The sequence below is a fragment of the Xanthomonas sp. GPE 39 genome (assembly GCF_000963005.1).
In the GTDB taxonomy this organism is placed as follows: Bacteria; Pseudomonadota; Gammaproteobacteria; order Xanthomonadales; family Xanthomonadaceae; genus Xanthomonas_A.
Map to the genome: position 1 here is coordinate 1,911,525 of NZ_JZHZ01000007.1, position 24,974 is coordinate 1,936,498.

General features: G+C 59.8%; 26 protein-coding genes. 6 read left to right on the forward strand and 20 right to left on the reverse strand.

Features of this window, described 5'->3' with window-relative positions; genetic code table 11:
- Nucleotides 1–43: 43 nt before the first annotated feature.
- From lolD to XALGPE39_RS15210, 10 genes are all read right to left on the reverse strand, one after another.
- On the reverse strand, nt 44–769 hold the full coding sequence (gene lolD / locus XALGPE39_RS08080; RefSeq protein WP_152624958.1) for a lipoprotein-releasing ABC transporter ATP-binding protein LolD: 726 nt from the start codon (nt 767–769) through the stop codon (nt 44–46).
- Between the two features lie 16 nt (nt 770–785).
- Nucleotides 786–2,030: a lipoprotein-releasing ABC transporter permease subunit gene (locus tag XALGPE39_RS08085; RefSeq protein ID WP_045727739.1), complete on the reverse strand. Its 1,245-nt coding sequence runs from the start codon at nt 2,028–2,030 to the stop codon at nt 786–788.
- Between the two features lie 35 nt (nt 2,031–2,065).
- Entirely contained in the window at nt 2,066–2,506 is a 441-nt protein-coding gene (locus tag XALGPE39_RS08090; protein ID WP_045727740.1) for a hypothetical protein, read from the reverse strand.
- Nucleotides 2,457–2,705, reverse strand: coding sequence for a succinate dehydrogenase assembly factor 2 (locus XALGPE39_RS08095; RefSeq protein WP_045729062.1), 249 nt, complete (start codon nt 2,703–2,705; stop codon nt 2,457–2,459). The genes XALGPE39_RS08090 and XALGPE39_RS08095 overlap by 50 nt, the downstream gene beginning before the upstream one ends.
- Nucleotides 2,706–2,838: 133 nt before the next feature.
- Nucleotides 2,839–3,621, reverse strand: coding sequence for a succinate dehydrogenase iron-sulfur subunit (locus XALGPE39_RS08100; RefSeq protein ID WP_045727741.1), 783 nt, complete (start codon nt 3,619–3,621; stop codon nt 2,839–2,841).
- Nucleotides 3,622–3,637: 16 nt separating this feature from the next.
- Nucleotides 3,638–3,835 carry a hypothetical protein gene (locus XALGPE39_RS08105; RefSeq protein ID WP_045727742.1) on the reverse strand — a complete coding sequence of 66 codons (198 nt, stop codon included), beginning with the start codon at nt 3,833–3,835 and terminating at the stop codon, nt 3,638–3,640.
- 19 nt (nt 3,836–3,854) lie between these two features.
- Nucleotides 3,855–5,645, reverse strand: coding sequence for a succinate dehydrogenase flavoprotein subunit (sdhA, locus tag XALGPE39_RS08110; RefSeq protein WP_045727743.1), 1,791 nt, complete (start codon nt 5,643–5,645; stop codon nt 3,855–3,857).
- Between the two features lie 29 nt (nt 5,646–5,674).
- Nucleotides 5,675–6,061 carry a succinate dehydrogenase, hydrophobic membrane anchor protein gene (gene sdhD, locus XALGPE39_RS08115; protein WP_045727744.1) on the reverse strand — a complete coding sequence of 129 codons (387 nt, stop codon included), beginning with the start codon at nt 6,059–6,061 and terminating at the stop codon, nt 5,675–5,677.
- Entirely contained in the window at nt 6,058–6,450 is a 393-nt protein-coding gene (sdhC, locus tag XALGPE39_RS08120; RefSeq protein WP_045727745.1) for a succinate dehydrogenase, cytochrome b556 subunit, read from the reverse strand. Before sdhC ends, sdhD begins: the two co-directional genes overlap by 4 nt.
- A 61-nt stretch (nt 6,451–6,511) precedes the next feature.
- On the reverse strand, nt 6,512–6,682 hold the full coding sequence (locus XALGPE39_RS15210; protein WP_082061856.1) for a DUF1674 domain-containing protein: 171 nt from the start codon (nt 6,680–6,682) through the stop codon (nt 6,512–6,514).
- 39 nt (nt 6,683–6,721) lie between these two features.
- Between XALGPE39_RS15210 and XALGPE39_RS08125 the strand changes: the two genes are divergently transcribed.
- The gene (locus XALGPE39_RS08125) at nt 6,722–7,588 is read left to right on the forward strand and encodes a folate-binding protein YgfZ (protein WP_045727746.1); all 867 of its coding nucleotides are present in this window, start codon (nt 6,722–6,724) and stop codon (nt 7,586–7,588) included.
- A 74-nt stretch (nt 7,589–7,662) separates the two neighbouring features.
- Here the strand turns inward: XALGPE39_RS08125 and ugpC are convergent, their stop codons facing one another.
- Nucleotides 7,663–8,751 carry a sn-glycerol-3-phosphate ABC transporter ATP-binding protein UgpC gene (ugpC, locus tag XALGPE39_RS08130; RefSeq protein WP_045727747.1) on the reverse strand — a complete coding sequence of 363 codons (1,089 nt, stop codon included), beginning with the start codon at nt 8,749–8,751 and terminating at the stop codon, nt 7,663–7,665.
- A 442-nt stretch (nt 8,752–9,193) separates the two neighbouring features.
- Here ugpC and zwf point away from each other — a divergent pair, with 442 nt between their 5' ends.
- The 5 genes from zwf (at nt 9,194) to XALGPE39_RS08155 (ending at nt 15,113) form a co-directional block, all read left to right on the forward strand.
- Complete coding sequence (gene zwf / locus XALGPE39_RS08135; RefSeq protein ID WP_045729063.1) at nt 9,194–10,630, forward strand: glucose-6-phosphate dehydrogenase; 1,437 nt, start codon at nt 9,194–9,196, stop codon at nt 10,628–10,630.
- Nucleotides 10,627–11,634, forward strand: coding sequence for a glucokinase (gene glk, locus XALGPE39_RS08140; protein WP_045727748.1), 1,008 nt, complete (start codon nt 10,627–10,629; stop codon nt 11,632–11,634). The genes zwf and glk overlap by 4 nt, the downstream gene beginning before the upstream one ends.
- Nucleotides 11,631–12,350 (forward strand): 6-phosphogluconolactonase, encoded by a 720-nt coding sequence (gene pgl, locus XALGPE39_RS08145; protein ID WP_045727749.1) that lies wholly within the window; start codon nt 11,631–11,633, stop codon nt 12,348–12,350. The genes glk and pgl overlap by 4 nt, the downstream gene beginning before the upstream one ends.
- 106 nt (nt 12,351–12,456) lie before the next feature.
- The gene (gene edd, locus XALGPE39_RS08150; protein ID WP_045727750.1) at nt 12,457–14,373 is read left to right on the forward strand and encodes a phosphogluconate dehydratase; all 1,917 of its coding nucleotides are present in this window, start codon (nt 12,457–12,459) and stop codon (nt 14,371–14,373) included.
- Between the two features lie 86 nt (nt 14,374–14,459).
- Nucleotides 14,460–15,113: a bifunctional 4-hydroxy-2-oxoglutarate aldolase/2-dehydro-3-deoxy-phosphogluconate aldolase gene (locus XALGPE39_RS08155; RefSeq protein WP_045727751.1), complete on the forward strand. Its 654-nt coding sequence runs from the start codon at nt 14,460–14,462 to the stop codon at nt 15,111–15,113.
- Nucleotides 15,114–15,279: 166 nt separating this feature from the next.
- Here XALGPE39_RS08155 and XALGPE39_RS08160 read toward each other — a convergent pair whose 3' ends face one another.
- The 9 genes from XALGPE39_RS08160 to XALGPE39_RS08195 all read right to left on the reverse strand — a co-directional run bounded on the left by XALGPE39_RS08160 (nt 15,280) and on the right by XALGPE39_RS08195 (nt 24,161).
- Nucleotides 15,280–17,751, reverse strand: a complete 2,472-nt coding sequence (locus XALGPE39_RS08160) for a VirB4 family type IV secretion/conjugal transfer ATPase (RefSeq protein ID WP_045727752.1) — start codon at nt 17,749–17,751, stop codon at nt 15,280–15,282.
- A 162-nt stretch (nt 17,752–17,913) separates the two neighbouring features.
- The gene (locus XALGPE39_RS08165; RefSeq protein WP_082061857.1) at nt 17,914–18,225 is read right to left on the reverse strand and encodes a VirB3 family type IV secretion system protein; all 312 of its coding nucleotides are present in this window, start codon (nt 18,223–18,225) and stop codon (nt 17,914–17,916) included.
- Nucleotides 18,218–18,619 carry a TrbC/VirB2 family protein gene (locus XALGPE39_RS08170; RefSeq protein ID WP_045729064.1) on the reverse strand — a complete coding sequence of 134 codons (402 nt, stop codon included), beginning with the start codon at nt 18,617–18,619 and terminating at the stop codon, nt 18,218–18,220. Before XALGPE39_RS08170 ends, XALGPE39_RS08165 begins: the two co-directional genes overlap by 8 nt.
- Nucleotides 18,620–18,693: 74 nt before the next feature.
- A complete protein-coding gene (locus XALGPE39_RS15215) occupies nt 18,694–19,575 on the reverse strand; it encodes a lytic transglycosylase domain-containing protein (RefSeq protein ID WP_082061858.1) in 882 nt (293 codons plus the stop codon).
- A 108-nt stretch (nt 19,576–19,683) separates the two neighbouring features.
- Nucleotides 19,684–20,739: a P-type DNA transfer ATPase VirB11 gene (gene virB11 / locus XALGPE39_RS08175; RefSeq protein WP_045727754.1), complete on the reverse strand. Its 1,056-nt coding sequence runs from the start codon at nt 20,737–20,739 to the stop codon at nt 19,684–19,686.
- Between the two features lie 18 nt (nt 20,740–20,757).
- Entirely contained in the window at nt 20,758–21,945 is a 1,188-nt protein-coding gene (locus XALGPE39_RS08180; protein ID WP_045727755.1) for a TrbI/VirB10 family protein, read from the reverse strand.
- On the reverse strand, nt 21,942–22,703 hold the full coding sequence (locus tag XALGPE39_RS08185; protein WP_045727756.1) for a TrbG/VirB9 family P-type conjugative transfer protein: 762 nt from the start codon (nt 22,701–22,703) through the stop codon (nt 21,942–21,944). The genes XALGPE39_RS08180 and XALGPE39_RS08185 overlap by 4 nt, the downstream gene beginning before the upstream one ends.
- On the reverse strand, nt 22,700–23,674 hold the full coding sequence (locus XALGPE39_RS08190; protein WP_045727757.1) for a type IV secretion system protein: 975 nt from the start codon (nt 23,672–23,674) through the stop codon (nt 22,700–22,702). The genes XALGPE39_RS08185 and XALGPE39_RS08190 overlap by 4 nt, the downstream gene beginning before the upstream one ends.
- 58 nt (nt 23,675–23,732) lie before the next feature.
- Entirely contained in the window at nt 23,733–24,161 is a 429-nt protein-coding gene (locus tag XALGPE39_RS08195; protein WP_045729065.1) for a hypothetical protein, read from the reverse strand.
- Nucleotides 24,162–24,974 lie beyond the last annotated feature (813 nt).

Sequence of the window (24,974 nt, forward strand, 5' to 3'; positions counted from 1 at the left end):
ACGCATCACGCCGCACGCGATACCGCAACATCGCGATGACGCATCAGACCTCGGCAGGCGCCAGTTCGCGCAACTTGCCCTGGTGCAGTTCCAATACCCGGTCAAGCTTGCGCGCCAGACTGCGATCATGCGTGACCAACACCAGGCTGGTGCCGTGTGCACGATTGAGTTCCAGCATCAGTGCGAAGACGTTGGCGGCGGTCTTATCGTCGAGATTGCCGGTGGGTTCGTCGCCAAGCACGCAGGCCGGGCGGTTGACCAGGGCGCGTGCCACAGCGGCACGCTGGCGTTCGCCACCGGACAATTCGCCCGGCTTGTGTTCCAAGCGATGACCAAGGCCAACCGATTCCAGCAAGGCGCGCGCGCGCGCATCGGCGTCGTGCATCGGCGCCCCACTCAGCAGCACCGGCATCATCACGTTTTCCAACGCGGTGAATTCGGGTAGCAAATGATGAAACTGGTAGACGAACCCAAGCGAGCGATTGCGCAGTTGCCCACGTGCCGCGTCGGTCAGCGCCGACATGCGCTGACCGGCGACGTAGACCTCGCCGGAGGTGGGGACGTCCAGGCCTCCCAACAGATGCAGCAAAGTACTTTTGCCTGCACCGGAGGCGCCGACAATGGCTACGGTCTCGCCCGGGGCCACGCTCAGGTCCAGTCCGTCGAACACCGGCGTGCGCATCTTGCCTTCGGCGTAGGTCTTGGCCAACGCTTCGGCACGAACGGCCGCCCCGTCCAACGGCGACACCGACGGTTGAGAATTTCCCATCGGCGATTGCGGTTGCTTATTCATAGCGCAGCGCCTCCGCTGGTTGCGTGCGGGCCGCGCGCCATGCCGGATACAACGTGGCCAGGAAACTCATCAACAACGCCACAACGGTGATCACCACCACATCGTGCGGCTGCATGTCGGTCGGCAACCCGGTGATGTAGTACACATCCTCGGGCAGGAGTTTGATATTGAACACCGCTTCGATGCCCGCCAGGATCCGTTCCAGGTTCAAGGTCAGCACGATGCCACCGATCACACCGGCGACGGTACCGATCACGCCGATCAACGTGCCCTGCACCATGAATACCTGCATCACCCCGCCAGGACTCAACCCAAGCGTGCGCAGAATCGCGATGTCGGCCTGCTTGTCGGTCACCAGCATCACCTGCGAGGACACCAGGTTGAACGCCCCCATCGCGATGATTAGCGACAGCAGGATGCCCATGACGGTCTTTTCCATCTTCAGTGACTGATAGAGGTTGGCGTTCTCGCGGGTCCAATCGCTGACCATGTATGGCCCACGTAGCTTCAACGCCAGATCGCGGGCCACGTTCCAGGCCAAGTCCATATCGTGCAATTTCAACCGCACGCCCGTCACGCCGTCGCCCATGCGCAACACTCGCTGCAAATCCGTCATGTTGGTCACCGCCAGACCACGGTCGACCTCGTTGTAGCCTGCCTCGAAGATACCGCTGACGGTGAAGCGCTTGTAACGCGGCACCATGCCCATCGGGCTGGCCTGCGGCTCACCGAGCATCACCACGACCTTGTCGCCCACGGCCACGCCCAACCACAACGCCAATTCCTGGCCGAGTACGATGTTGTAGGAACCGGGAGTCAAGCTGTCGACCGACCCCTGCTTCATCTTTTTCGCCAGTACCGAGACCTTGGCTTCCTCCGCAGGCACAATGCCGCGCACGATCGCCGGCTGGTTGCGCACACCGGTCAACAGCGCCTCTTCCTCGACATAGGGCGCGGCACCGGCCACACGCTGGTCGTGCATCGCAACGTCCACCGCGTGCTGCCAGTCCTGCATCGGCGCGCCCTGCGCGCTGACCGTGGCATGCGCGGCCATCTGCAGCAGACGGTCGCGGATCTCCTTCTGGAAACCGCTCATCACCGCCAGCGTGGTGATCAACACGGTCACGCCCAGCGCGATGCCGAGGATCGAGGCCATGGAGATGAAGGAAATGAAATTATTGCGACGTTTGGCGCGCAGATAGCGCAGGCCGATGGCCACGGGTAAAGGTTTGAACATGCGCAGCCACCATCCAGGAAGCGCTATGGTGCCATTTACGGAGGCGCAGACGAAGCGGCATGGGCCTGTGCGGCCAGACGCAGTTCACGTCGTGCCGGCGCCGGCAACGTATCGGGCCACCACACCAGATGCCGCCGTCGCCCTTGCGCATCGCGCCAGCGCACGAATGCCAATGGCCCGCGCCAATGGACTTGCAACGCGGCGACCGGCACGCCGTCCACGGTGGCAGTGCCAGGCCCAGCAGGGATCAGCACGATGCAAGGAAGACGCACGGCTTCGCTGCGCAATAGCAACAGCGCATACAGCAAGGCGAGCAGTGCCACCGGCCACGCCACGCCGCGCGGCAGGTCAGAACCGAGGATGGACAGCGGTGCCAAAACCCCCAGCAAGCTCAGCGCGGCCAGCAGCCAGCGCGAGGGACGCCACTCAAGCCGGCATGGCGCGGATGGTGGCGATGAGATCGGCGGCATGCGCATCGGGACAAGCCTCATACCCCATGAACCAGCGCCATAATTTATCGTCCTCGCAATCGAGCAGCGATAGGAAAACCCCGCGTTCGACTGTCGGCGCCTGTGCCCAGCGCTGATCAAGGTAACGGCCGAACAGTTGGTCCAGCTCGCGCATGCCGCGCCGGCAGCGCCAACGCAGCTTTTTCAGTTCGGTGGTGTCGTCCATCGTATCGACCCTTGCCTGGTGACGACGCGCCACAGCGGTCGCCGAAACAAACGCGGCACCGAATCGCAGAGTCGGCGCCGCGTGGTCGGCGGGCAAACCCGCCGCAGTGAAACGGCTCACCGAGCCGATCCGATCAGGCGCGGCGCGCCATCATCAATTTCTTGATTTCGGCAATCGCCAGCGCTGGGTTCAGCCCCTTCGGGCAGGTCCGCGCGCAGTTCATGATGGTATGGCAGCGATACAGCTTGAACGGGTCTTCCAGATCATCCAGGCGCGCACCGGTGTCCTCGTCACGCGAATCGATGATCCAGCGGTAGGCCTGCAGCAGGATGGCCGGCCCCAGGTAGCGCTCGCCGTTCCACCAGTAGCTCGGGCAACTGGTCGAGCAGCAGGCGCATAGGATGCACTCGTACAGGCCATCGAGCTTCTTGCGATCCTCCGGCGACTGCAGCCGCTCGCGATCCGGCGGCGGCGGGGTCTGGGTGCGGATCCATGGCTTGATCGAAGCATACTGGGCGTAGAAGTGGGTCAGGTCGGGGACCAGATCCTTGACCACGCTCATGTGCGGCAGCGGGTAGATCGGCACTTCCCGCTTGCCGCAATCGGCAATCGCCTTGGTGCAGGCCAGCGTATTGGTGCCGTCGATATTCATCGCGCACGAACCACAGATCCCCTCGCGGCAGGAGCGGCGGAAGGTCAGGGTTGGGTCGATCTCGTTTTTGATCTTGATCAGCGCATCCAGAACCATCGGACCGCACGCGTCCAAATCCACATCGTAGGTGTCGGTACGCGGATTGCTGTCGTCGTCCGGATTCCAGCGGTAGACCTTGAAGGTACGCACATTCTTCGCGCCCTTGGCGGGATAGTGCTTGCCTTTGCCGATCTTGGAATTCTTGGGGAGGCTGAACTCTGCCATGGCTGTTCTCGTTGGCTCAGGCTTGCGTGCGCGGGAAGGAGATCCGCAGCGAACGCATGTTTAGGAAAAAAATGTCACTGACAATCGAGAGAGTGGCGCAGACCAAGGTCCTCCCCCCTCTCTCGACACCCAGCATCGACCGTTCGAACAGGACGCGCAATGCCAACAGCAGCCCAAGCGCGATCACGGTCAGCGAGAGCATGTTGGATTGCATCGCCGATCCTGCCCTGGGATCAATACACGCGCGGCTTCGGCGGCACCACGTCCACGTCATTGCTGAGCGTGTACATGTGCACCGGGCGATAGTCGAAGCTGCACTGGCCCTTGTCGTCGACGGTGACCAAGGTGTGTTTCTGCCAGTTGGCGTCGTCGCGTTCCGGGAAATCCTCGTGCGCGTGCGCGCCGCGGCTTTCCTTGCGTTGTTCGGCCGAGTTGATCGTCGCCACCGCGTTGAGCAGCAGGTTGTTCAATTCGTAGGTCTCGATCAGATCGGAATTCCACACCAGCGAGCGATCGGACACTTTCACATCCTCGAAGCTGGCGAAGATCTCCGCCATCTTGTCCACGCCTTCCTTCAGCGTCTTGCTGGTACGGAACACCGCAGCATCGGACTGCATGGTGCGCTGCATTTTGTCGCGAATCACCGAGGTCGGGGTGCTGCCGTTGGCGTGGCGCAGCTTGTCGAGCATGCTCAATGCCTTGTCGCAGGCGTCGCCCGGCAGATCCTTGTGCGGCGCATCGGTCTTGATCGTTTGGGCACAGCGGTTGGCCACCGCGCGTCCGAATACCACCAGATCCAGCAACGAGTTGGACCCAAGACGATTGGCGCCATGCACCGACACACAGGCCGCCTCGCCGATGGCGTAGAGACCGGGCACCACCGCATCCGGGTTGTCACCGTCTTTGCGCACCACTTCGCCGTGATAGTTGGTGGGGATGCCGCCCATGTTGTAGTGCACGGTCGGCAGCACCGGAATCGGTTGTTTATGCACATCGACACCGGCGAAGATGCGCGCACTCTCGGCGATGCCGGGCAATTTCTCGTCGATCACGCCTGGCCCCAGGTGAGTCAGGTCGAGCAGAATGTGATCCTTGTGTTCGCCGACACCGCGACCTTCGCGGATCTCGATGGTCATCGAACGCGACACCACATCGCGCGAGGCCAGATCCTTGTAGTGCGGGGCATAGCGCTCCATGAAACGCTCGCCGCTGCTGTTGCGCAGAATGCCGCCTTCGCCGCGCACGCCCTCGGTGATCAGGCAGCCGGCGCCATAGATGCCGGTTGGATGAAACTGCACGAACTCCATGTCCTGCATCGGCAGGCCAGCACGCATCACCAGGCCACCGCCGTCACCGGTGCACGTGTGCGCCGAAGTGGCGCTGAAGTAGGCACGACCGTAGCCGCCGGTGGCCAGCACCACGCCATGGGCGCGGAACAGGTGCAGCGATCCTTCGGCCATATCCAGGGCCAGCACGCCACGACACACACCCTCTTGGTCGAAGATCAGGTCGAGCGCGAAGTACTCGACCATGAAGCGTGCGTTGTGCGCCAGCGACTGTTGGTACAGGGTGTGCAACATGGCATGGCCGGTGCGGTCAGCGGCGGCGCAGGTGCGCTGCGCCGACGGGCCTTCGCCGTATTTGGTGGTCATGCCGCCGAACGGGCGTTGATAGATCTTGCCGTCCTCGGTACGGCTGAACGGCACGCCGTAGTGTTCGAGCTCGATAATCGCCGGGATCGCCTCGCGGCACATGTATTCGATGGCGTCCTGGTCGCCCAGCCAGTCCGACCCCTTGATGGTGTCGTAGAAGTGGTAACGCCAGTCGTCCTCGCCCATGTTGCCGAGCGCGGCGGAGATACCGCCCTGCGCGGCCACGGTATGCGAGCGGGTCGGGAAGACCTTGGTCAGGCAGACCGTCTGCAGACCCTTCTGGGCCAGGCCGAAGGTCGCACGCAAGCCAGCGCCGCCGGCGCCGACGACGACCATGTCGTACTTGTGTTCGGTGATCTTGTAAGCGGACATCGAGTCTGAATTCCTGTTACGGGCGCCGATCAGGCGCTGCCCAGCGCAATGCGGGCGACCGCGAATACACCGACGATTGCGCCGAGCACGGCGATGAACTTCACCATGGTCTGCAGCGCCACGGCCAGCAGCGAGTTGTGCACGTAGTCTTCGACAATCACCTGCAATCCGATCTGCGCATGCCAGAACATCGCGATCAGGAAACCAACCAGCAGCATGGCATTCCATGGTTTGGCGACCGCCTGGGTCGCGGTGACATAGTCGGCACCGAGCAGGCCCAGCACGAACGTCAGGAACCAGATGGTCAGGCCGACCAGGGCGGTGGCAGTGAGTCGTTGCAACACGAAGTGTTCGGTGCCGGACTTGGCCGCGCCCAGGCCGCGCACGTTCTTCAGTGGGGTACGGTAGCGACTCATGCGGCAGCTCCGGTGAGGACGTCCACCCAGATCAGCGCCACGATGACCAGACTGCCGATCACCGACAGCCAGCTACTGCGCACAAACGCAGGAATACTGAAGCCGTGACCGAAGTCCTGCACGATGTGACGCAGGCCGTTGCACAGGTGGTAGGCGAACGCCCAACTCCAGGCGAACAGGAACACTTGGCCGTACCAGGTGCCCGCCATTGCACGGAAGCAGTCCCAGGAGGCCTGCCCGCGCATCAGCACCAACAGCGCGGCGACGATGACCAAAGCACCGAGCGCCAGCACGACGCCGGTAGCGCGGTGCAAGATGGACGTGACCATCTGGATCTGCCAACGATAGACCTGCAGATGGGGAGAGAGGGGACGTTCACGGGTCGCCATGCGCTTGGCTCGTTATCTCGGCTGGGCGGCGTGCTTAAGGCCGCGTTGGCTCACATACTGCTCAGAAATCGATGCAGCGTCCGTTTTTCTCCCAGTCGCCGTAGCGCGTCGGCTCAAGGCCGCCGCGTCCGCCGATCTCCTTCGGCGCAGGCGCCGGACGCGGAGGTGTCTCCTCGGCAGGCCGCTGCGTTTTGGGATCGGACTCGGGTATGGGGGTTGGTTGGCCTATCATAAGGGTCTCACAACAACTCAATTTTAGTCCTCCACTCTCGTGCCTGACAACCTGAATCTGGATTCCGGCGGTTTTTCCGCCCTGCCACACCTGGAGTACGTTGCATTGCGCGGCCCGGATGCAGTCGCCTTTGCTCACGCTCAGTTCGCCAACGACGTGCAAGCACTGCAAGTGGGCCAGTGGCAATGGAACGCCTGGCTCACCACGAAAGGCCGGGTGATCGTGCTGTTCGCGCTGTTGCGACAGGCAGAGGACACGCTGCTGGCTTTGCTGCCCGATGGCGGCGCAGCCGAACTGGCCACGGCGCTGGGCCGCTTCGTGTTCCGGCGCAAGCTGCGCATCGCCGCCGAAGACGATCTGCGCGCCCACGGCCGGCTGAGCCTGCCGGCGCAGGCACACGGGGCGCTGTCGGCGACCGGCGAGGACGGGGCAATCGAGCTGGACATGGGAGGCGATGGCCTGCCGCGCACGCTACGCATGTTGCCGGCGCAGGCCAGCCATGCGGCCGAGCAGAGCGTCTTGGATGCTTGGCGCGAGGCCGACCTGCGCCTGGGCTTGGCCCGGCTGGACCCGACCCAGCGCGAACAATGGACCCCGCAACAACTCGGGCTGGACCGGCTGCACGCCTTCAGCGTCAAAAAGGGCTGTTATCCGGGCCAGGAAATCGTCGCCCGCACCCATTTCCTGGGCAAGGCCAAACGTGGGTTGCAATTATTGGAACTGGAGGTCCCGGTCGCAGCCGGTACGCCGGTCCTGCGCGAAGGCGAGACAATCGGCAGCGTAGTCAGCCCTGCCGGCACGCTGGCGCTGGCGGTACTGCCACTGGAAGAGGCACCGCCCAACGGCCTACAAGTCCAAGCACGCACCGCGCACTGGCAGCCACTGCGCGAAGGGCTGGCACGCTGAGCGCCGCGCCCGCCATGCAGCCACGGCCACATGCGAGCCGTCGCGCGCGGCGCCGTGGCAATGCCCGCGCACCTTCAGGCTGCCGCCAGCCGATTGCCGCTGTCGGGATCGAAGAAATGCAGCGCCGCGCCGCGTACCGCCACCGGCAGATGCTCGCCCAGCCCTGGCAGCGCGCGCGGCGCGACCCGCATCACCAACGGTTGCGCACCATGGCGAAGGTTGACGAAAATCTCGTTACCGACCGGCTCCACCACATCGACGATCGCATCGAATCCTCCCTGTCCAGCCTCGCTAGGCTGCAGATGCTCAGGACGCACGCCGATCGCGATCTGCCGACCAATCCACTGCGGCGCGACCTGCGCGCCCGGCAACGGTACCCGACTGGCGTCGGCCAGTTGCAACTGCAAGCCGTCGTCTTCGAGCAATTGCCCACGCAGCACGTTCATTGCCGGACTGCCAAGGAAGCCCGCCACGAACAGATTGGCCGGGCGCTCGTACAGTGCCATCGGCGCATCGATCTGCTGGATGACCCCATCCTTGAGCACAACGATACGCTGCCCCAGGGTCATCGCCTCGACCTGATCGTGGGTGACGTAAATCATGGTGGTGCCGAGTTTGCGATGCAGCTGCGCGATCTCGGTGCGCACCGTGTGGCGCAGCTTGGCATCCAGGTTGGAAAGCGGCTCGTCGAGCAGGAACACCGCAGGCTCGCGCACCAGCGCTCGGCCCAGGGCCACGCGCTGACGCTGGCCACCAGACATGGCGCGCGGCAACTTGTCCAGCATCGGGGTCAGGCCAAGGGTCTGCGCGGCGGCGGCCACGCGCTGACGAATGACCGCCTTGCTCTCCCCACGCAACTTGAGCCCAAACGCCAGGTTCTCGGCCACGGTCATGTGCGGATACAAAGCATAGCTCTGAAACACCATGGCGATGTCGCGATCCTTCGGCGCCACCTCATTGACCACACGCTCGCCGATACGCAATTGGCCGCCGCTGATCTCCTCCAGGCCGGCGATCATCCGCAGCAACGTGGACTTGCCGCAGCCCGACGGCCCGACCAGCACCATCAGCTCGCCATCGGCCACGTCAAAACTGGCCCCCTGCACGGCCACCTGACCGTTGTCGTAGACCTTGCGAATGTTGTCCAGTCGTACTTCGGCCATCGTGCGGTATCCGGTTTACGGCAAGAGAAACAGGCTGCCGCCGGTCCCGCCCGAAGGCGGTGCATGCGTATGCCCATGCGGGTCGCATCGTGCCGGCTCAGCGGCAACAATGACCCTCGATACGGTATTCTGACATGCAACCGTTTCCACGATCCGCCCTTGCCCCGCGGGAGGTCCTGTACGTGATTGGCCGCCACCGATCCGGCGCGCGACGCATCAGGACGCTGCTGCTTGAGGCATTAGAGAGGTATCCTCAGAGGTCTTGCAGTCGTATTCCTCTCTCGCATCGCACGCTCGCGCCCGACGACCATCCCCCGTTGTGCCTTCGTCTGCGCCGCAGAACAGATACCGTCTGCGCCCGCCACACGCTTCACCAACGCCACGCAACTAAAACCAGCCACTAGTGATTGACGACATGTCACCCGAAACCGAAATCCGGTCGATGCACGATACCCTCCTGTTGTTCGGCGCCACCGGCGACCTGGCCCAGCGCTACCTGTTCCCATCGCTACTGCGCATGCTCGACGATGGCTTCCTGGCGGACGATTTCCGCATTCGCGCGCTGGCACTGTCGCCGCACGATACCGCCAAGTTCCACGCGCTGCTCAAGCCGCGCCTGCACGCGGCGATGCCACAGATCGACGAGTCCATCGTGCAGGCACTGCTGGCCCGCATCGACTACCGCTCGGTGGACCTGCGTAACCCAGAATCGGTCGCCGACGCAGTGCGCGACCTGAGCGCGCGCAAGTGCGTGAGTTACCTGGCGATCCCGCCGGGGCTCTACATCAGCACCTGCCAGGGTCTGGCCTTGGGCGGCGCGCTGGCCGCGCCGAACCGTCTGATGCTGGAAAAGCCGATCGGCCACGACTCGGACAACGCACACGAGATCCTGCAATCGATCGGCGCGCTGATCGACGAAGACCGCGTGTTCCGCCTGGATCACTACCTGGGCAAGGCGGCGGTGCAGAACCTGATCGCCCTACGCTTCGGCAACACGCTGCTGGAAGCGGTGTGGAACCGCAACTACATCGAGTCGGTGGATATTCTGGTCGCCGAAAGCGAAGGCGTGGATGGCCGCGACGCCTACTATGCGCGCTCGGGCGCACTGCGCGACATGGTGCAAAGCCATATCCTGCAGTTGCTATGTCTGGTGGCGATGGAGCCACCGGCCTCACTGGAAGCGGACCGTATCCGCGACGAGAAGGTCAAGGTGCTGCGCGCGTTGCGTCCGCTGGAGGCAGCCCACGCCGCGCGCGACAGCGTGCGCGGGCGCTACACCGCCGGCACCGTCAATGGCGAGCCGGCGCAGGCTTACCAGCCACCGGAAGGCAGCGACGTGGAGACCTTCGTCGCAGTCACCGCCCACATCGACAACTGGCGCTGGGCCGGGGTGCCGTTCCGGCTATGTACCGGCAAACGCATGGCCGAGCGCTCCACCCGCGTGGTGGTCACGCTCAAGCCGGTCACCCACTGGCTGTTCGAACGGCCGACCGCGCAACAGGCGACGCCGAACCGGCTGACCTTCCAGTTGCAACCCCAGGAAAATATCGAACTGGACCTGATGAGCAGCCTGGCCGGCCCGGAATGGGGCGCACTGGAGCTGCAGCCGCTGGAACTGGAACTATCGGTGCCGACCGGGTTACACCGACGCATCGCCTACGAGCGCCTGATGCTCGACGCACTCAACGGCAACCACGCGCTGTTCGTGCGCGACGACGAAGTGCGCGCCGCCTGGGCCTGGATCGACAGCGTCAGCGACGCGTGGGCGCAGGCACGGCTGCCCTTGCAGCTCTATCCGGCCGGCAGTTGGGGGCCGCAGGAAGCGCAAGCCTACGTCTCGGCCACTCCCCCCAAACCCGTGCCGCGAGACACACCATGAGTGCACCGCAGCGACCAGTCCTGGTCGCGGACATCGGCGGCACCAACGCGCGCTTCGCCCTCGCCGACCTGGACGCCTCCACCCCGCTGCTCAACGACAGCACCCAGACCTATGCAGTGGTGGACTTTCCATCGCTAGGCGACGCCGCCCGTCACTACCTGGAGCAGACCGGCGTGGACGCGCGCAGTGGCGTGTTCGCAGTGGCCGGGCGGGTGGACGGGGACGAAGCACGCATCACCAACCATCCCTGGGTGATCTCGCGTTCGCGTACCGGCAGCATGCTCGGCTTCGACGTTCTGCACCTGATCAACGACTTCGCCGCGCAAGCGATGGCGATCAACCTGCTGCAACCGCAGGACGTGGTCCAGGTTGGTGGCGCGAGCTGGAGTCCGGCGACAATCGAGATGTCGCGCAACTACGCCGTGATCGGTCCTGGCACCGGCCTGGGCGTCGGCGGCCTGCTGGTGCGTGGTGGCCGCAGCTATCCGCTGGAAACCGAGGGCGGGCACGTCAGCTTTCCGCCGGGCACGCCAGAAGAAATCCGCATTCTGGAGCTGCTCTCGCAGCAGTTCGGCCGCGTTTCCAACGAACGCCTGGTCTGCGGCCCGGGCCTGGTCAACATCCACCGCGCGCTCAGCGAGATAGCTGGCGACGATCCGGGCCCACTGAAACCGGAAGACATTTCCGCGCGCGCCGCCCATGGCGACTACCGCGCCATGCGTACCATTCAAGTGTTTTGCGCGGTCTTCGGCGCCATCGCCGGGGATTTGGTTCTGGTGCATGGCGCCTGGGACGGGGTCTTCCTGACCGGCGGGTTGGTGCCGAGGATGCTCGACGCAATCCAGAACTCCGGTTTCCGCCAGCGCTTCGAGCATAAAGGCCGCTTTTCTTCGATCATGGCGCGGGTACCCTCGCTGGCGGTGATCCACCCTCGTCCCGGCCTGCTCGGCGCCGCTGCCTATGCAGTGGATGTCGCGCGGCAATCTCCAGGAGCCATGGCATGAGCGCCACGTTGTCCGACCGCATCACCCTGATCCGCTACGACGATCCAGACGAATGGATCGACGCGGCTGCGGCCGAGATCGGCAACGCGTTAGCAGAGGAAATCCAACGCCGCGGTAGTGCGCGCCTGCTGCTTTCCGGCGGCACCACACCGGCGCCGGTGTACCAGGCGCTGGCCGAACTGCCGCTGGATTGGTCCAAGCTGGAGGTCGGCCTGGTCGACGAACGCTGGCTGTCGCCGCAGGACAGCGATAGCAATGCCTATCTGATCCGACACAGCCTGCTGGACCGCGCCGAGGAGGCACGCTTCGAACCGCTGGTGCGTGTCGGTAAGCCGCTGCAGGATTGCGTGCATGCTGCCAACCTGCACGCCCAACACGCGCCGGCCGCGTGCGTGGCGGTGCTGGGTATGGGCGGCGACGGCCACACGGCTTCGCTATTCCCCGGCGCCACCGACCTGAACAAGGCCCTGACCACCCAGCTCCCCTACGCCGCGTTGGATGCCACCGGCTGCCCCGGAGCCAATACTTGGCCGCGGCGCATCACCCTGACACCAGCCGGCCTGGCACCAATCGGTCAGCGCTTGTTGCTGTTGCGCGGCAAGCAGAAACTGCAGGTGCTGGAGCATGCGCTAGCCGGCAACGATCCACACGAATTCCCGATCCGCGTCGCGTTCGATACGCCGGGTGCGCGTTTGCGCGTGCACTGGTGCGAGTAGTCGAGCCGGGACGCTGGACCCGATGCCCCGGACCCGGAACAGCCCCGTGCACCAGCCGCTGTTCCCGGATCCCCGGACCCTACCCTCTCCGTAACCATTTCAGCCAATGACCCTGCATCCCAAACTTCATGCGATCACCGAGCGTATCCGCGTACGCAGTGCGCCGTCGCGGCACGCCTACCTGGCCGGCATCGACGCCGCACTGCGCGACGGGCCATTTCGCAGCCGCCTGAGTTGCGGCAACCTCGCCCACGGTTTCGCCGCCTGCGGGCCCACCGACAAGAGTCGCCTCGAAGGCGGGATCACCCCGAACCTCGGCATCATCACCGCCTACAACGACATGCTCTCGGCACACCAGCCGTTTGAGCACTACCCGGAACTGATCCGCAACACCGCCCGCGCGCTTGGCGCCACCGCACAAGTGGCGGGCGGTGTCCCGGCGATGTGCGACGGTGTGACGCAAGGCCGGCCGGGCATGGAGCTGTCGCTGTTCTCGCGCGACGCGATCGCACAAGCCACCGCTATCGGCCTGAGCCACGACATGTTCGACACCAGCCTGTATCTGGGCGTGTGCGACAAGATCGTGCCGGGTTTGCTGATTGGCGCACTGGCCTTCGGGCACCTGCCAGCGATATTCGTTCCTGCCGGCCCGATGCCACCCGGCATTCCCAACAAACAAAAAGCCGAAGTACGCGAGCGTTACGCCGCCGGTCAGGCCACCCGCGAGGAGTTACTGGCAGCCGAGTCGGCCTCCTACCATGCCCCTGGCACCTGTACTTTCTACGGTACCGCCAACTCCAACCAGGTGCTGCTGGAAGCGATGGGCGTGCAACTCCCCGGCGCATCCTTCGTCAATCCTGGCACCCCGCTGCGCGAAGCACTGACCCAACAGGCGACCGAACGCGCGCTGCGCATCACCGCGCTGGGCAACGACTTTCGCCCGCTTGGCCGTCTCATCGACGAGCGTGCCATCGTCAACGCCGTGGTTGCACTGATGGCCACCGGCGGTTCCACCAACCACACCATCCACTGGCTGGCGGTGGCGCGTGCGGCCGGCATCGTGCTGACCTGGGACGACCTGGACGCCCTGTCGCAAATGGTGCCGCTGCTGGCCCGCGTGTATCCGAACGGCGACGCCGACGTGAACCACTTCGCTGCCGCCGGCGGCATCGGCTTCGTGTTCCGCGAGTTGATGGACGCTGGACTGATGCACGACGACTTGCCCACCGTGGTCCCCGGTGGCATGCGCGCCTACGCCGACGAGCCATGCGTGCGAAACGGCGCGCTGGCCTACGCGCCGAGCCCGGCCAAGAGCGGCGATGAAGCCGTCGTGCGACCGGCCGCCAACCCGTTCGAAGCGCAAGGCGGCTTGCGCCTGTTACGCGGCAACCTCGGTCGCTCGCTGATCAAGCTATCGGCAGTGAAACCGCAATTCCGCACCATCGAGGCACCGGCGGTCGTCATCGATGCGCCGCAGGCGCTGAACAAACTGCACGCCGCTGGCGCGCTGCCGCACGATTTTGTGGTCGTGCTGCGCTACCAGGGTCCGCGCGCCAATGGCATGCCCGAACTGCACTCGCTGGCGCCACTCCTGGGCCTGTTGCAGAACCAGGGCCGGCGCGTGGCGTTGGTCACCGACGGACGTTTGTCCGGCGCCTCGGGCAAGTTCCCGGCAGCCATCCACGTCACCCCGGAAGCAGCGCGTGGCGGCCCCATCGCCTGCGTGCGCGAAGGCGATATCGTGCGCCTGGACGGCGAAGCCGGCACCCTGGAAGTGCTGGTGGACGCCAGCGAATGGGCTGCACGCACGCCAGCGCCAAACACCGCGCCAGCCGCGCACGACATCGGCCGCAATCTGTTCGGGATCAACCGCCGCGTGGTCGGCCCCGCCGACCAAGGTGCGCTCTCGATCTCCTGTGGCCCACCTGCGGCCGACGGCGACCTGTGGAACTACGACGCCGAGTACGAACTTGGACACGACGCCGAAGCCGCTGCCGCACCACACGAGGCCAAGGACGCCTGAGCGACTACCGTAGCTCCGACCAACCCCACCCTGCCCCAGGCCACTCGCGGCCTGGGCCTAGACGCGTACATCAATCAGAGACCCTCATGACCATCGCCGAACACCAGACCAAGGCCGAGCAATTGCTGCGCGCGGCCGGCATCCTGCCCGTCGTGACCGTGCACAGCCTGGAAGAAGCACGCCGCGTCTCTGCCGCGCTGCTGGAAGGCGGACTGCCGGCAATCGAACTGACCCTGCGCACGCCCGTTGCCTTGGAAGCGCTGGCAATGCTCAAGCGCGAATTGCCGGATATCGTCATCGGTGCCGGCACGGTACTCAACGCGAGTCAGTTGCAGCAATCGATCGATGCCGGCGCCGATTTCATCGTGACCCCGGGCACCACGCCGATGCTGGCCGAGGCATTGGCGCGAGCGCCCCTGCCGGTGGTGCCAGGCGCGGGCACGCCGAGCGAACTGATGGCACTGATGGAGCGTGGTTTCCGCGTGTGCAAGCTATTCCCGGCCTCGGCGGTCGGCGGCCTGGCAATGCTCAAGGGACTGGCCGGTCCGCTGGCCGACTTGAAACTATGCCCCACCGGTGGAATCGGCGAGAGCACGGCTGCCGAATATCTGACGCAACCGAACGTGGTCTGCATCGGTGGCTCGTGGATGGTGCCGAAAGAGTGGCTAGCCAACGGCCAGTGGGACAAGGTCCGCGAGAGCTCCGCCAAGGCGGCGGCGATCGTCGCCGGAACCCGGTAAAGTCAACAAGTCCGAATCGCAACAACACTACAATGCGGAGCGGCCGGAGTTATACAGCCACTCAGCGGCAGCTCTGCATGTAGCACTGTTCAAACGCATCCACTGAATGACTAAGAGCCAGTGCTAATCGGAAAAAGCCTGGCAATCACCATCTGGACAGGCACCGTCAAGCAACTGTTGCGGTGCCACGGCTATCCGAAGACGACGACCTCCCGGCTGCCGATTTTCCGGACCCCTTACGCCTTGCATAGAATTCGCTCAACCACTGTTCGGGCCTCAAATCGTCCGGCGCAACGCCATGCTCTTTGGCCTTACGATCCAACACATGATGCATGATGTCGATGTTATCGGTCGAAGCAGAAATGACCGATAGCGCATCGTCCATACCGCGCAGGTTGAGCTGGCATACCGACGATCCGTGTCCCTGCTTGACCAGAAAACAACGCGAACGCTCATCTAGACCCACGACCACTTGATATTCAGCCTCGGTGAGCTTGAGGCCATCCATGTAGTCTTCTTTGCTGGCATTTGGATTGGGCAGCAGGATCATGGTGGCAGTCTGCTCGACCAGCGCGGCAGAGATATCGCTGGCCAACGCATCCTCTGGGCTCTGAGTCGCGAAGATGCCCAGGCCATTCTGCTTACGGATGGTCTTCTGCTTGTTCTTGGCAAACTCTTTCAGCCCGCCCTTCCCGTCGAGGATCTTCCAGAACTCATCCATCACGTAGATCAACGGCCGACCATCAATCAATGCCTCCAAGCGATGCAATAGATAGTTGATGACCGGGGCACGCACTTCCGGATTGTCGATCACGTCGGTGTAGTCGAAGCCGATGATGCTGGCTTTTTCCAAATTGATCGTATCGACCGGGTTGTCGAACACCCAGCCGTGCGAATTTCCTGCCGTCCACTTGCGAATGCGTGCATATAAACCATCGTCACCCATGTTGGGCAAGCTTTTACGGAAGTTGGTCATACTACGCAATTGTATGGGCGTATCCAGCATGCCCTCGACTGCACGGAAGATATCTTCTTCTTCACGCGAGCTGTATTCAGACTTTCCAGCGAGGACTTTGATCAGATCGGACAAGAACTGAATATTGGCTTCGTTACGTTCGCACTGAAATGGATTGAATCCGGTGGGCTGACCATTCTCAAGCGCAAGATAGTTACCGCCACATGCACGCACGAAAATCTCCGCGCCACGATCCTTGTCGAAGAAAAAGATAGTCGGAACGGGATCGAATTTCTGCACCTGACTGAGCAGGAAGTTGATGAGCGCGGTCTTACCTGTACCTGATTTACCGATGACCATTGTATTGGCAATGGCTTTCTCACCAAGCGAATTCTCCGCCGGATGCGTGGCATGAAAATTGAAATAATAAGGCTGCCCGTTCGTGGTCTGCAGAGTGGTGACACACTCGCCCCAAGGATTATTATTGCGCTTGCCCTGCGCGAAATTGTGCAAAGGTGAAAGCCCAAGAAAATTCAATGAACTGACATTGGCCAAACGAGTCCGGTAGCGCCAGTTGCCCGGCAACTGCGCATAAAAAGATGAGACAATCGCCAGATCTTCTTTGGTCGAGACGAAACCAGCATTGGACAATTCTGCGCGCGTGGTGGCGACTTGCTGCGACAACTTCTCTTGAGTATCGGCATAAACAGCGACCGTAAAATGGTACTCGCCCAGCACGAAATTGCCCGACGACAACTGATCCATCGCCAAGTCTAGCTCGTGAATCTGGCTAACCGCCTTATCACCCGAGGAGACCATCATACCCTTGGTCCGATCCAACACCTTCAACGCGTCGTGACGCCCCATCGGACTGAAAGAATGGGTCATAACATATTCAAAATCTAAATACTTAATACCATTAAGAATGCCCGGATAAGTACCGTCGACATACTCTTTAATATTCAGAATTGCACCAAAATGATTAACACCCTCCGGGGTTTTAATCACATAGTCGCCAGTTTTATTGGCAAACATATGCTTACTGACTGGAAGATAAGCAGATACCGGTGCCTGCAGCACTGGCACCGGCTCATCGATACGATTGATGAGATAACCAAAGAATTCCAGCGTTTCGGAAAACACCACGCCATTGCTGGCCTCATACATACTCAGCCGGTAAGGCGAATAATCCTTGAGAACGGCCTCGACATTGCCCGCAAGTTCAAGAATTTTAGCTATCGCCTGATCCTGTTCTGACTGCAGCTGCGTGATGCTAGAAGATTTATTCATCAGCCGCTTACCGGTCACCACCGGACGATAGATCATGGTCATGTAAAGCTCGTTTTGCATGATCTTTTGCGAAGAAAGCGCACTGTAATACTGGTCGGAAAGTTCCTGATTGAAGGCTTGACGGAACTCACCACTGGAATTGATTCGACGGCGACGACGCACGTCATGAACCCAGAACGCCACGTTCGCGAAATCGGGGGCGCGCAGGGTCTGCAACATCCGGTTGAATGTATTGTGGCGATGTTCGATCTCCCACTCTTCTCGCCCTACGAAGGGCAAGCCGCCAAGATGCCAAGTCAACATGAAGTCCCCTCCCGTCGTCTTGAGTACGGACGGCGCCACGTGAGTGGAGATGGAAATGAACTCACTGATCGAAGTATCTGGGATGAACATAATAGTGGAATAACTCGAAATACGTTTCGTCTTACCAAGGCCCAACTTAAGTAAGTCGGGAACAGTCAAAATCACTATAGAAAATTATTGCGCACATACGAGAAAATATTCAGTGCACGCCATAAAAATCGTGCACTGAGATAAAACGGATATCAAATAAATTTAACGATTTTTATCTGACGCATCCTTCCGATATTCATTTGGAGAAAAAACCCACATGCCGGAGTAACGCTGCTGGTTACGCACACGCATTTTGAACATCCAACGCAAACCAAGCATTCTGAAAATCATTTCATCACGCTTGGTCATTTGCTGCATAACAAAAACGATGACAGGAATGAGCAACAGAAAACGCATGTCGAAATAAATTCCCATCAGGAAGCCACCTCCAGCTCCGATGAAAAACGGGATGTAAGGCACCCCGAAGAACATCGCAGGCCGGGTACAACCCCGGAAAAGTACGTCCTTATGCATACTGCAGCGCGTGCTGGATGAGGTCGATACTTGCTTGGCAAGATGCCTGGCCGGTTTCGCCGATCAACATCTTGGCCAACTGACCTGCCCCACCGATCAACACGCCTCCCAAGAGAACTGGCGCAACTTCAGAAACACGCTTATGTGCAAAAGCAATCTGGTAACCCGAAAAAACCGTCGCGATGGTGACGACTACGACCGAGGCCATATTCAGAATGTTGTTCGTCTTACCGAGAAAGCCGCAGACTTTCTGATCAGCACCTGCATAATCGGCACCTGTGCCCGCCGCCATGGCAACACCGGAAGCAAATATGGCAGCAGTAAAAATCGCAGCCTTCAACGCGGCCACACCAATGATCTTGGCGTTCGAGTTGATCTGATTATTATTGGACATCATGGGTATCTCCTTGACTTGAAAAACGTGGGGAAATCATTTAATCATTTACATCAAAACGCCACTTAGACCGGCTAAAATACGAACGCTCCATCATCAGACGTCGGTGGTGGCGCAGCTTTACCAGCAACGGCCGATCCCGCAACAACCGGCGAACTACTCGCGGAAGACTCAGAAGCTGAATTTGCGCCACTGCCAACAGGAACCGCCACTCCCTTGCCGCCACCGGTTGACCGTATTACATAGAGGTCAGCATCTTTTTCTTGTGTCGGCATGAGTGCAGTGGCACTCGCTGGCGACTTTTCTTGTCCCTGCGTATTGACAGCAGCCTGATTTCGCGTCGAAATCTGCGCTTCCGGGATCAAACCATCGGCCAGTTGATTGTTAGACGCCGCGATGCGACGTGCGATGATCGAATCGACCTCATGCACTATCGCAGCCTTTGCAGTTCCAGTCACAGCATGGCGTATGCCGACCGGAATTACCGGGATCGCTACTACTGGAGTCGCAGTTTGAGAGCGCTCTTGGTTGATGGACGCATAGATTTTCTGCACATAACCGTGGCTGTAACCAGTCTCAAAATTTCCGGAATAGTAGCAGCTAAAAGATTTGCCCCAATTCCCGCCAGAGCGGCTATAACATTCCGCGAGAATTTTGGAGGCGACCTGCAGATTTGGACAGGTCCGAAATGCTTTCTCGTATGAATCCAACCCATACTTTATCAAGTTATAGCGATTGACCTGCCCTAGCCCGAGGGAAAAGTTGTAGCCCTTCTGCTCCAACATGTGTGCGGTGGCGACCGCTTCGGAGATATTCTTCGGCTGTCGGATCAAATGCCCACCGACCACACCAATCGCGAATGGATTGCGTGAGGATTCCACGCGCACAACGTGCTGCATGACTTCGGCCGAAACCGCCATTTCAGGGCAACTCAGTAGTTCCATGCCTGGCAACATGCAGCCTTCACTCCGTATGTATCAACCCCATCGCCAAGTGCTTAGGAGTCACAGATGAGACATCGCTGAAAAAATTACAGCCAATCAACCATCAAGCAAATTATTGTGTCAATGAACATCACTCCTAGCACCAGAGAGTGTACGTTCTGGATCGAAATCAATACCAGTGATATAACGCCGCCCAGCATGCGATTTGATGTGCACCACAATGTCGATGGTCATCATGAGCAAGCGCTTGATGACCGAGAACTCCAATCCCGAACCTTCGGCCGATGCTTTGACCATCAGGGCTAACTGATCCCAAGTCTGTCCGATGCTACCAGCATGGCAACTGGTGATGGAGCCTGGATGACCTGAAGCACAGTTGCGAATGAAGTAGAAAGATTCGTCACCACGCAACTCAGCCAGAATAATGCGGTCCGGCTTCATCCGCAAACAGGCTTCCATGCAACTCTTCGCAGTCACATTACTCGCACTTTGCCCGCCCTTCGAGTAAAGCAAATGCACCGCATTTGGCTGCGTGATAAACAGCTCGCGTGCATCCTCGATCGTGACCAAACGTTCTTCATTGGGAATATGATTCACCAGCGACTTCATGAACGTCGTTTTGCCACTCCCCGTAGCACCAGCAACGACAACATTCTTTTTGAACAAGACAGCTTTCTTGAAGAACTCGGCGTAATCGTGCTGACGCCGCAATTCAAGCAACTCACGATCCTGTTCGCTGACACCCGCCTGCATTTCCAGGATTTCCTGGAAAAACCCGTCTTGCTGGTATTGCTCTAACGTTTTGGTGTGCTTGGACGGGAGACGAATCGTGATCGACACTTTCCCTGCATCACAAGCAGGAGGAATGACGAACTGGGCGCGCTGCCCGGTCGGGAAGGTCAGCGACACGACGGGGTCCACATCCGTGATGCGCTGCCCGGTATTACTCTCGTTAACCACTGAGGTACAGAACTGCCGCGCACGCTCGAAGGTCAACGAAGGTATGTCCATTCGCTGCCAGCCACGCAGCGTCTCCAGGTACAACTCACCAGGACGGTTGATGCAGATTTCCGTCACTTCCGGAGAATTGAGATAATCCAGAATTCCCAGCACCGAGTACTGGTAATCCAGGAAATCCGTCGAGATCTGTGCGGTCGGAGATTCTTCGAAAGTCACGTCGGATTCCTCAGGCGATCATCGCGGCAACACGGCAGTGAAATCGACATCCTTGGCAACGTACACATTGACCACGGTGCCTTGATTGATGGTGACAGTCGCTGGGTGACGACGATCCAACGCCTGATCCGCCAAGCGTTGGATGGATTGGGCCGTATTACTCTCGTAGGGCTGTTGGGTGACGACGCCGGAATTGATGCCGACCGAAGTCGTCCTGGGGCCGTGCTCAGCCGCCTCCCATTTGAACGCATCGCTGAGAAGACTGATCATCAGAGCGGACGAGATCCGGCTTGGCCAATGTGCGTTGTACTGGCCTGGATGACCCGCACTGCCAAGATTGTCGACCCCCGGCCCCACCATAGTGACGTCGATCCCAGTCGGGGTCGTGATGCGATCCCAAACCACCTGCATTCGCGGACCGGTCGGTTCTACTGCACCATACTGACCCAACATTTTCGACCCCTTTGGCAGCAATAGGCGCCGGCCGTTGATCGAATATACGGGCTCGGTGATGATGCAGGATGTGAAGCCTGGGAAGTCGGTAATGATGCGCGTCTCAAGCACACAGCGAATGTAGGTGCCGCGCACCAATAATCCGTCCGGATTGGCAATCGGCTTGGCGGAGGTTTCCTGCTCCTGTTGCTTTTGCTGGGCTCCGCCCTGTTCTTGCCCTGGCAATAGCCCGGGGATACCTTGCTGCTGGGCACCACCGGCCTCTTGCATGACCGCCATGCGCCGCTCCAACAACGATGCGCCCCGCTCCTGACGTGAAGGGCGCGTATCTTGCGCCACAGTCGCAGGTGGCATCGGTGGCATCGGCGGTAAATTTGGCTGCTCAGCCAACGGAACTGGTTCGGCCTGCTGGATTGGCGGCGGAGCGGCGGTTTGCGGCAGCGCTGGCGCAACTACTGCTTCCTGGCGTGGTTTAGGCGGCGGCGCTGCATCACGCCCGCCACCGATGACCCAGAAAATCGCCATGACCAACAGCAAGGCAACGCCCGCCAAGAAGACCAATGCTTTACGATTGAGCTTCTTGAGATCACTTGACCTGAGAACTGGCTCATTGGCGTCAAGATCCAGATCGGTGGTCTGCCGATGACGAGCGAAATAGGGATTCTCTCGGTTAGCGTCACCCGACTGTGGAGAACGCGGCTGACCCTGATCATGGTCATTATTTTCGTCAGAAGGAGGCATGTTCGAATTCACTTTTGCTTATTCCTACGCAGGCCGACGACATTTTTGCCATGGCGGATGACCAGGAAGGGATAGGTCCCATGAACGATCAGGGTATTTCCCTCAACTGTGGTATTGACCAAGAAATCCTCACCGTTCTCCTTCTCTCGACCGAATACGGCCGGGAAATTTCCTGTCGGGAAACGCGCCAGATCCATTTTTATGTATGTGAACTTTCCATCGTCATAAACGCTGCTCGGCACGATCCACATTTGCTTCGAACGCGTGGAGTAATCGTAATCGAAATAATAATGACGATCTTTGGTCAGCCGCGTATCCAACTGCGACTCATCCTTCACCTTCTCACTCGCCGCAGCGAAACTAGTATCTTTCGGATAGGTGAAGGACACTTTGTATTGAACACCGGACTGTTTAGCCTGCTCCAACCTCTGCCAATCGGTGGCGACCACTTTCAATTCCAGAATATAGGAATGGGTGGCAGTGCGGATCATCATATTGGTGTCAACATCGACGTTCTTCGGCTTCAGATAGAAGACGTTTTCGCGGCGACTTAATTCCCAACCACTGCTAAACCCAGTACTGTAGTCAAGGATCTTCTCGTTCGGACTCAATTCGACCTGGGTGGTGATGCCAAGGCCGGTACGGATCTGATAGATCTTGTCAGGCTCATACTCGTACTGCTGAACCACCTGTGCTGAAGCCAACGGCGCGAACAGCGACAAGGCCAGCGACGCAATATGCACAGGACCCATTTTCGTCAAGAAACTCATCGAACGTTCGCTCCATTGCCATTGTTCTGGGGTGCAACGTTGGGCGCAGGCGGGGCAAGAGCTGGCTGCGCTCCGGGATAAACAGGTGCACTACCAGGATTTGCGGCTGGCATCTGTTGCTGGGCAGGAGCAACCACGTTGCCAGCGGGCATGGAAGACTGTGCAGCCATCGGTCCAGGCGGATGCGACTGCACCGCGCTCACCATCGGCGACTGAACAGACGGCGATGGCGGCACTGGCATCGCCGAGTAGTCGTTATCGACTCGATAATCCGTTACCTGGAAACCCAATGGGTTCTGCACGCGAAGATCTTCATCCATCACCAGGTTGTTGTTATAGCGAAAACCCAGGATGGCAAACTTATTATCAAGAAAAGTGGACTGCCCACTTTTCTTATCATAGACACTACGCTGAAACCGAACATTCGCACCGTTATAGGCTTTTCCAGCACCACCTTGCAGTGTAATACTCAGGATCGCCACACGAATGGATCGCGTTTTTCCGTAAGTATAGTATGGCGCTGATTGATTATTAGGAGCATGCAACGCATAATACTCCGCTCCCACCGATGTATCTTTAGGCGCCATCGAAAACACGGTCGGCCAGTCGTTCAGGCCCATCATTTCGGAGTCGTATGACTCCCTCGCCGTAATGAATCTGGCGACATTACTTCTGGCCAGCGCCTCGCTGGTAGTGATACTCCTAACGTCACCAATATCCCGCAACACAGATACAGTTGAGTTACCGGTATAGGCATCTGCCATCACCAAGTAGGGAACCTTTTCCTTCAGCGGTAACATGTAGTAGTAACCACCGCCGAGCAACAAGCACAGGATGATTGCACTGAACGCAATCCACCATGCGCGACGCTCACTGCGCCGTGCCAAATCAGCAATGCTGATCTCGTAATTGACCGCTTTCGCAACGGCCTTGTTAACGCTCTCGCTCTCAACGGGCTTCTTACCGAACATCAGACTTCACCAGGTTCATAATGTGGCTGCGCAAGCCCATACAGGCTCCCGCATGACGTCACTTTGTTTTTGCGCCGCCGCTGACCCCAGGAGTAATACTGGGCGACGACGAGGGTTTTACTAAAATGCGATTACCCGCAGCAGAGACCGTCACACCTTCTGGCGCATAGATCACGCTCAGTTCGGCAACCGCTTGTTGGATGCTGGCAGTATTGATCTTGGCAACGGGCGCATAGAGCGTGTAGTCGGACTGGATACCGTAGGACAATTCCATATTGGAATCTTTAGACCAACGCTCGAGCATTGTCTTCAATGTGCCATCCATTGGCACAGCCTGATATACGTATGAGGTGTAGAGCGGAATCTCCATCGTCGATGCGGAGAGCCGGTTGACCGGCTTCCAGCCACCACGGAAATTGGGCGCAGAACTGGTTGCGCAGGCGCTCAACAGCGCAATGGCGCTCAACGCAGCAATCAGCCGGAATATATGCGTTTTTTTCACGCTGGCCTCTGAATTACGGAAACGTTTCTGGATGAACAAGCAAAACCCAGCACGATGCCCGCATGACCACGGAATTTTCCGCCGACCCTGCACAGCACGCGCATCGTTTGATTGAGACAGACGCGAAAGACTGACGTACACGCAATTGAGTGAACATTGAACATGCCCACCATCCAGCGATATACGTCTAAAAAAGCAGAATGTGATAGCAAACTTTCCATGTCACCCTTACATGCACCGGCTTAGATACATGCCCCTGTTCCTACTGCTATAGCCGAGCAATCAAAAATTGCGCTCGAGAATCTGCCTCACATTCCCTGCCACGTCAAGTATTTGGCAAAAAAACGTTCAAATACTCGAAACAATGGGAAAATTAAGAGGAGCTCATCACAAAATTTTGCTTGCTGTGCCGAAATGCCGACGACTCACATGAGCAACCGAGTCAAGTGGCGGCATGAGTAATCGTCGAAGTTGTCACGCTCGACCCACTCTGCACACCCCGCCCTATTAGAAGAGCTCCATCCCCAATACACTCACCCCCTACGACAACGCTACACTTTGTCATCCCGCACCACTTTCAACTTCAACACTTCACATTCCTTGGCATACGAGAGTCTTCCTTGGAGTACATCGAGTGACGTAAACCGCTCACTTAGATGGTGCTATCACCATAGAGAGTCATCAGTGGATGATGCGTGATGATGACAAACGCGACCTGCCACCTGTCATTTGGATCAGACAGAACTAGCGTATTCGACGAGATTCCAGGCCCAAGAAGGAGGCCAGTGGCCATTTAAG

Excerpts from the sequence above, each read along its gene's own strand:
- XALGPE39_RS08155 (WP_045727751.1), top strand. The coding sequence starts at position 14,460 with ATGACCATCGCCGAACACCAGACCAAGGCCGAGCAATTGCTGCGCGCG.
- lolD (WP_152624958.1), bottom strand. The coding sequence starts at position 769 with ATGGGAAATTCTCAACCGTCGGTGTCGCCGTTGGACGGGGCGGCCGTT.
- XALGPE39_RS08095 (WP_045729062.1), bottom strand. The coding sequence starts at position 2,705 with ATGGACGACACCACCGAACTGAAAAAGCTGCGTTGGCGCTGCCGGCGC.
- sdhA (WP_045727743.1), bottom strand. The coding sequence starts at position 5,645 with ATGTCCGCTTACAAGATCACCGAACACAAGTACGACATGGTCGTCGTC.
- XALGPE39_RS08160 (WP_045727752.1), bottom strand. The coding sequence starts at position 17,751 with ATGTTCATCCCAGATACTTCGATCAGTGAGTTCATTTCCATCTCCACT.
- sdhC (WP_045727745.1), bottom strand. The coding sequence starts at position 6,450 with ATGGCGACCCGTGAACGTCCCCTCTCTCCCCATCTGCAGGTCTATCGT.
- zwf (WP_045729063.1), top strand. The coding sequence starts at position 9,194 with ATGCACGATACCCTCCTGTTGTTCGGCGCCACCGGCGACCTGGCCCAG.
- edd (WP_045727750.1), top strand. The coding sequence starts at position 12,457 with ATGACCCTGCATCCCAAACTTCATGCGATCACCGAGCGTATCCGCGTA.
- XALGPE39_RS08165 (WP_082061857.1), bottom strand. The coding sequence starts at position 18,225 with ATGCATAAGGACGTACTTTTCCGGGGTTGTACCCGGCCTGCGATGTTC.
- XALGPE39_RS08085 (WP_045727739.1), bottom strand. The coding sequence starts at position 2,030 with ATGTTCAAACCTTTACCCGTGGCCATCGGCCTGCGCTATCTGCGCGCC.
- glk (WP_045727748.1), top strand. The coding sequence starts at position 10,627 with ATGAGTGCACCGCAGCGACCAGTCCTGGTCGCGGACATCGGCGGCACC.
- XALGPE39_RS08170 (WP_045729064.1), bottom strand. The coding sequence starts at position 18,619 with ATGTCCAATAATAATCAGATCAACTCGAACGCCAAGATCATTGGTGTG.
- XALGPE39_RS08190 (WP_045727757.1), bottom strand. The coding sequence starts at position 23,674 with ATGTTCGGTAAGAAGCCCGTTGAGAGCGAGAGCGTTAACAAGGCCGTT.
- ugpC (WP_045727747.1), bottom strand. The coding sequence starts at position 8,751 with ATGGCCGAAGTACGACTGGACAACATTCGCAAGGTCTACGACAACGGT.
- XALGPE39_RS08105 (WP_045727742.1), bottom strand. The coding sequence starts at position 3,835 with ATGCAATCCAACATGCTCTCGCTGACCGTGATCGCGCTTGGGCTGCTG.
- XALGPE39_RS15210 (WP_082061856.1), bottom strand. The coding sequence starts at position 6,682 with ATGATAGGCCAACCAACCCCCATACCCGAGTCCGATCCCAAAACGCAG.
- pgl (WP_045727749.1), top strand. The coding sequence starts at position 11,631 with ATGAGCGCCACGTTGTCCGACCGCATCACCCTGATCCGCTACGACGAT.
- XALGPE39_RS08090 (WP_045727740.1), bottom strand. The coding sequence starts at position 2,506 with ATGCGCATGCCGCCGATCTCATCGCCACCATCCGCGCCATGCCGGCTT.
- XALGPE39_RS08100 (WP_045727741.1), bottom strand. The coding sequence starts at position 3,621 with ATGGCAGAGTTCAGCCTCCCCAAGAATTCCAAGATCGGCAAAGGCAAG.
- XALGPE39_RS08185 (WP_045727756.1), bottom strand. The coding sequence starts at position 22,703 with ATGAGTTTCTTGACGAAAATGGGTCCTGTGCATATTGCGTCGCTGGCC.
- sdhD (WP_045727744.1), bottom strand. The coding sequence starts at position 6,061 with ATGAGTCGCTACCGTACCCCACTGAAGAACGTGCGCGGCCTGGGCGCG.
- XALGPE39_RS15215 (WP_082061858.1), bottom strand. The coding sequence starts at position 19,575 with ATGTTGCCAGGCATGGAACTACTGAGTTGCCCTGAAATGGCGGTTTCG.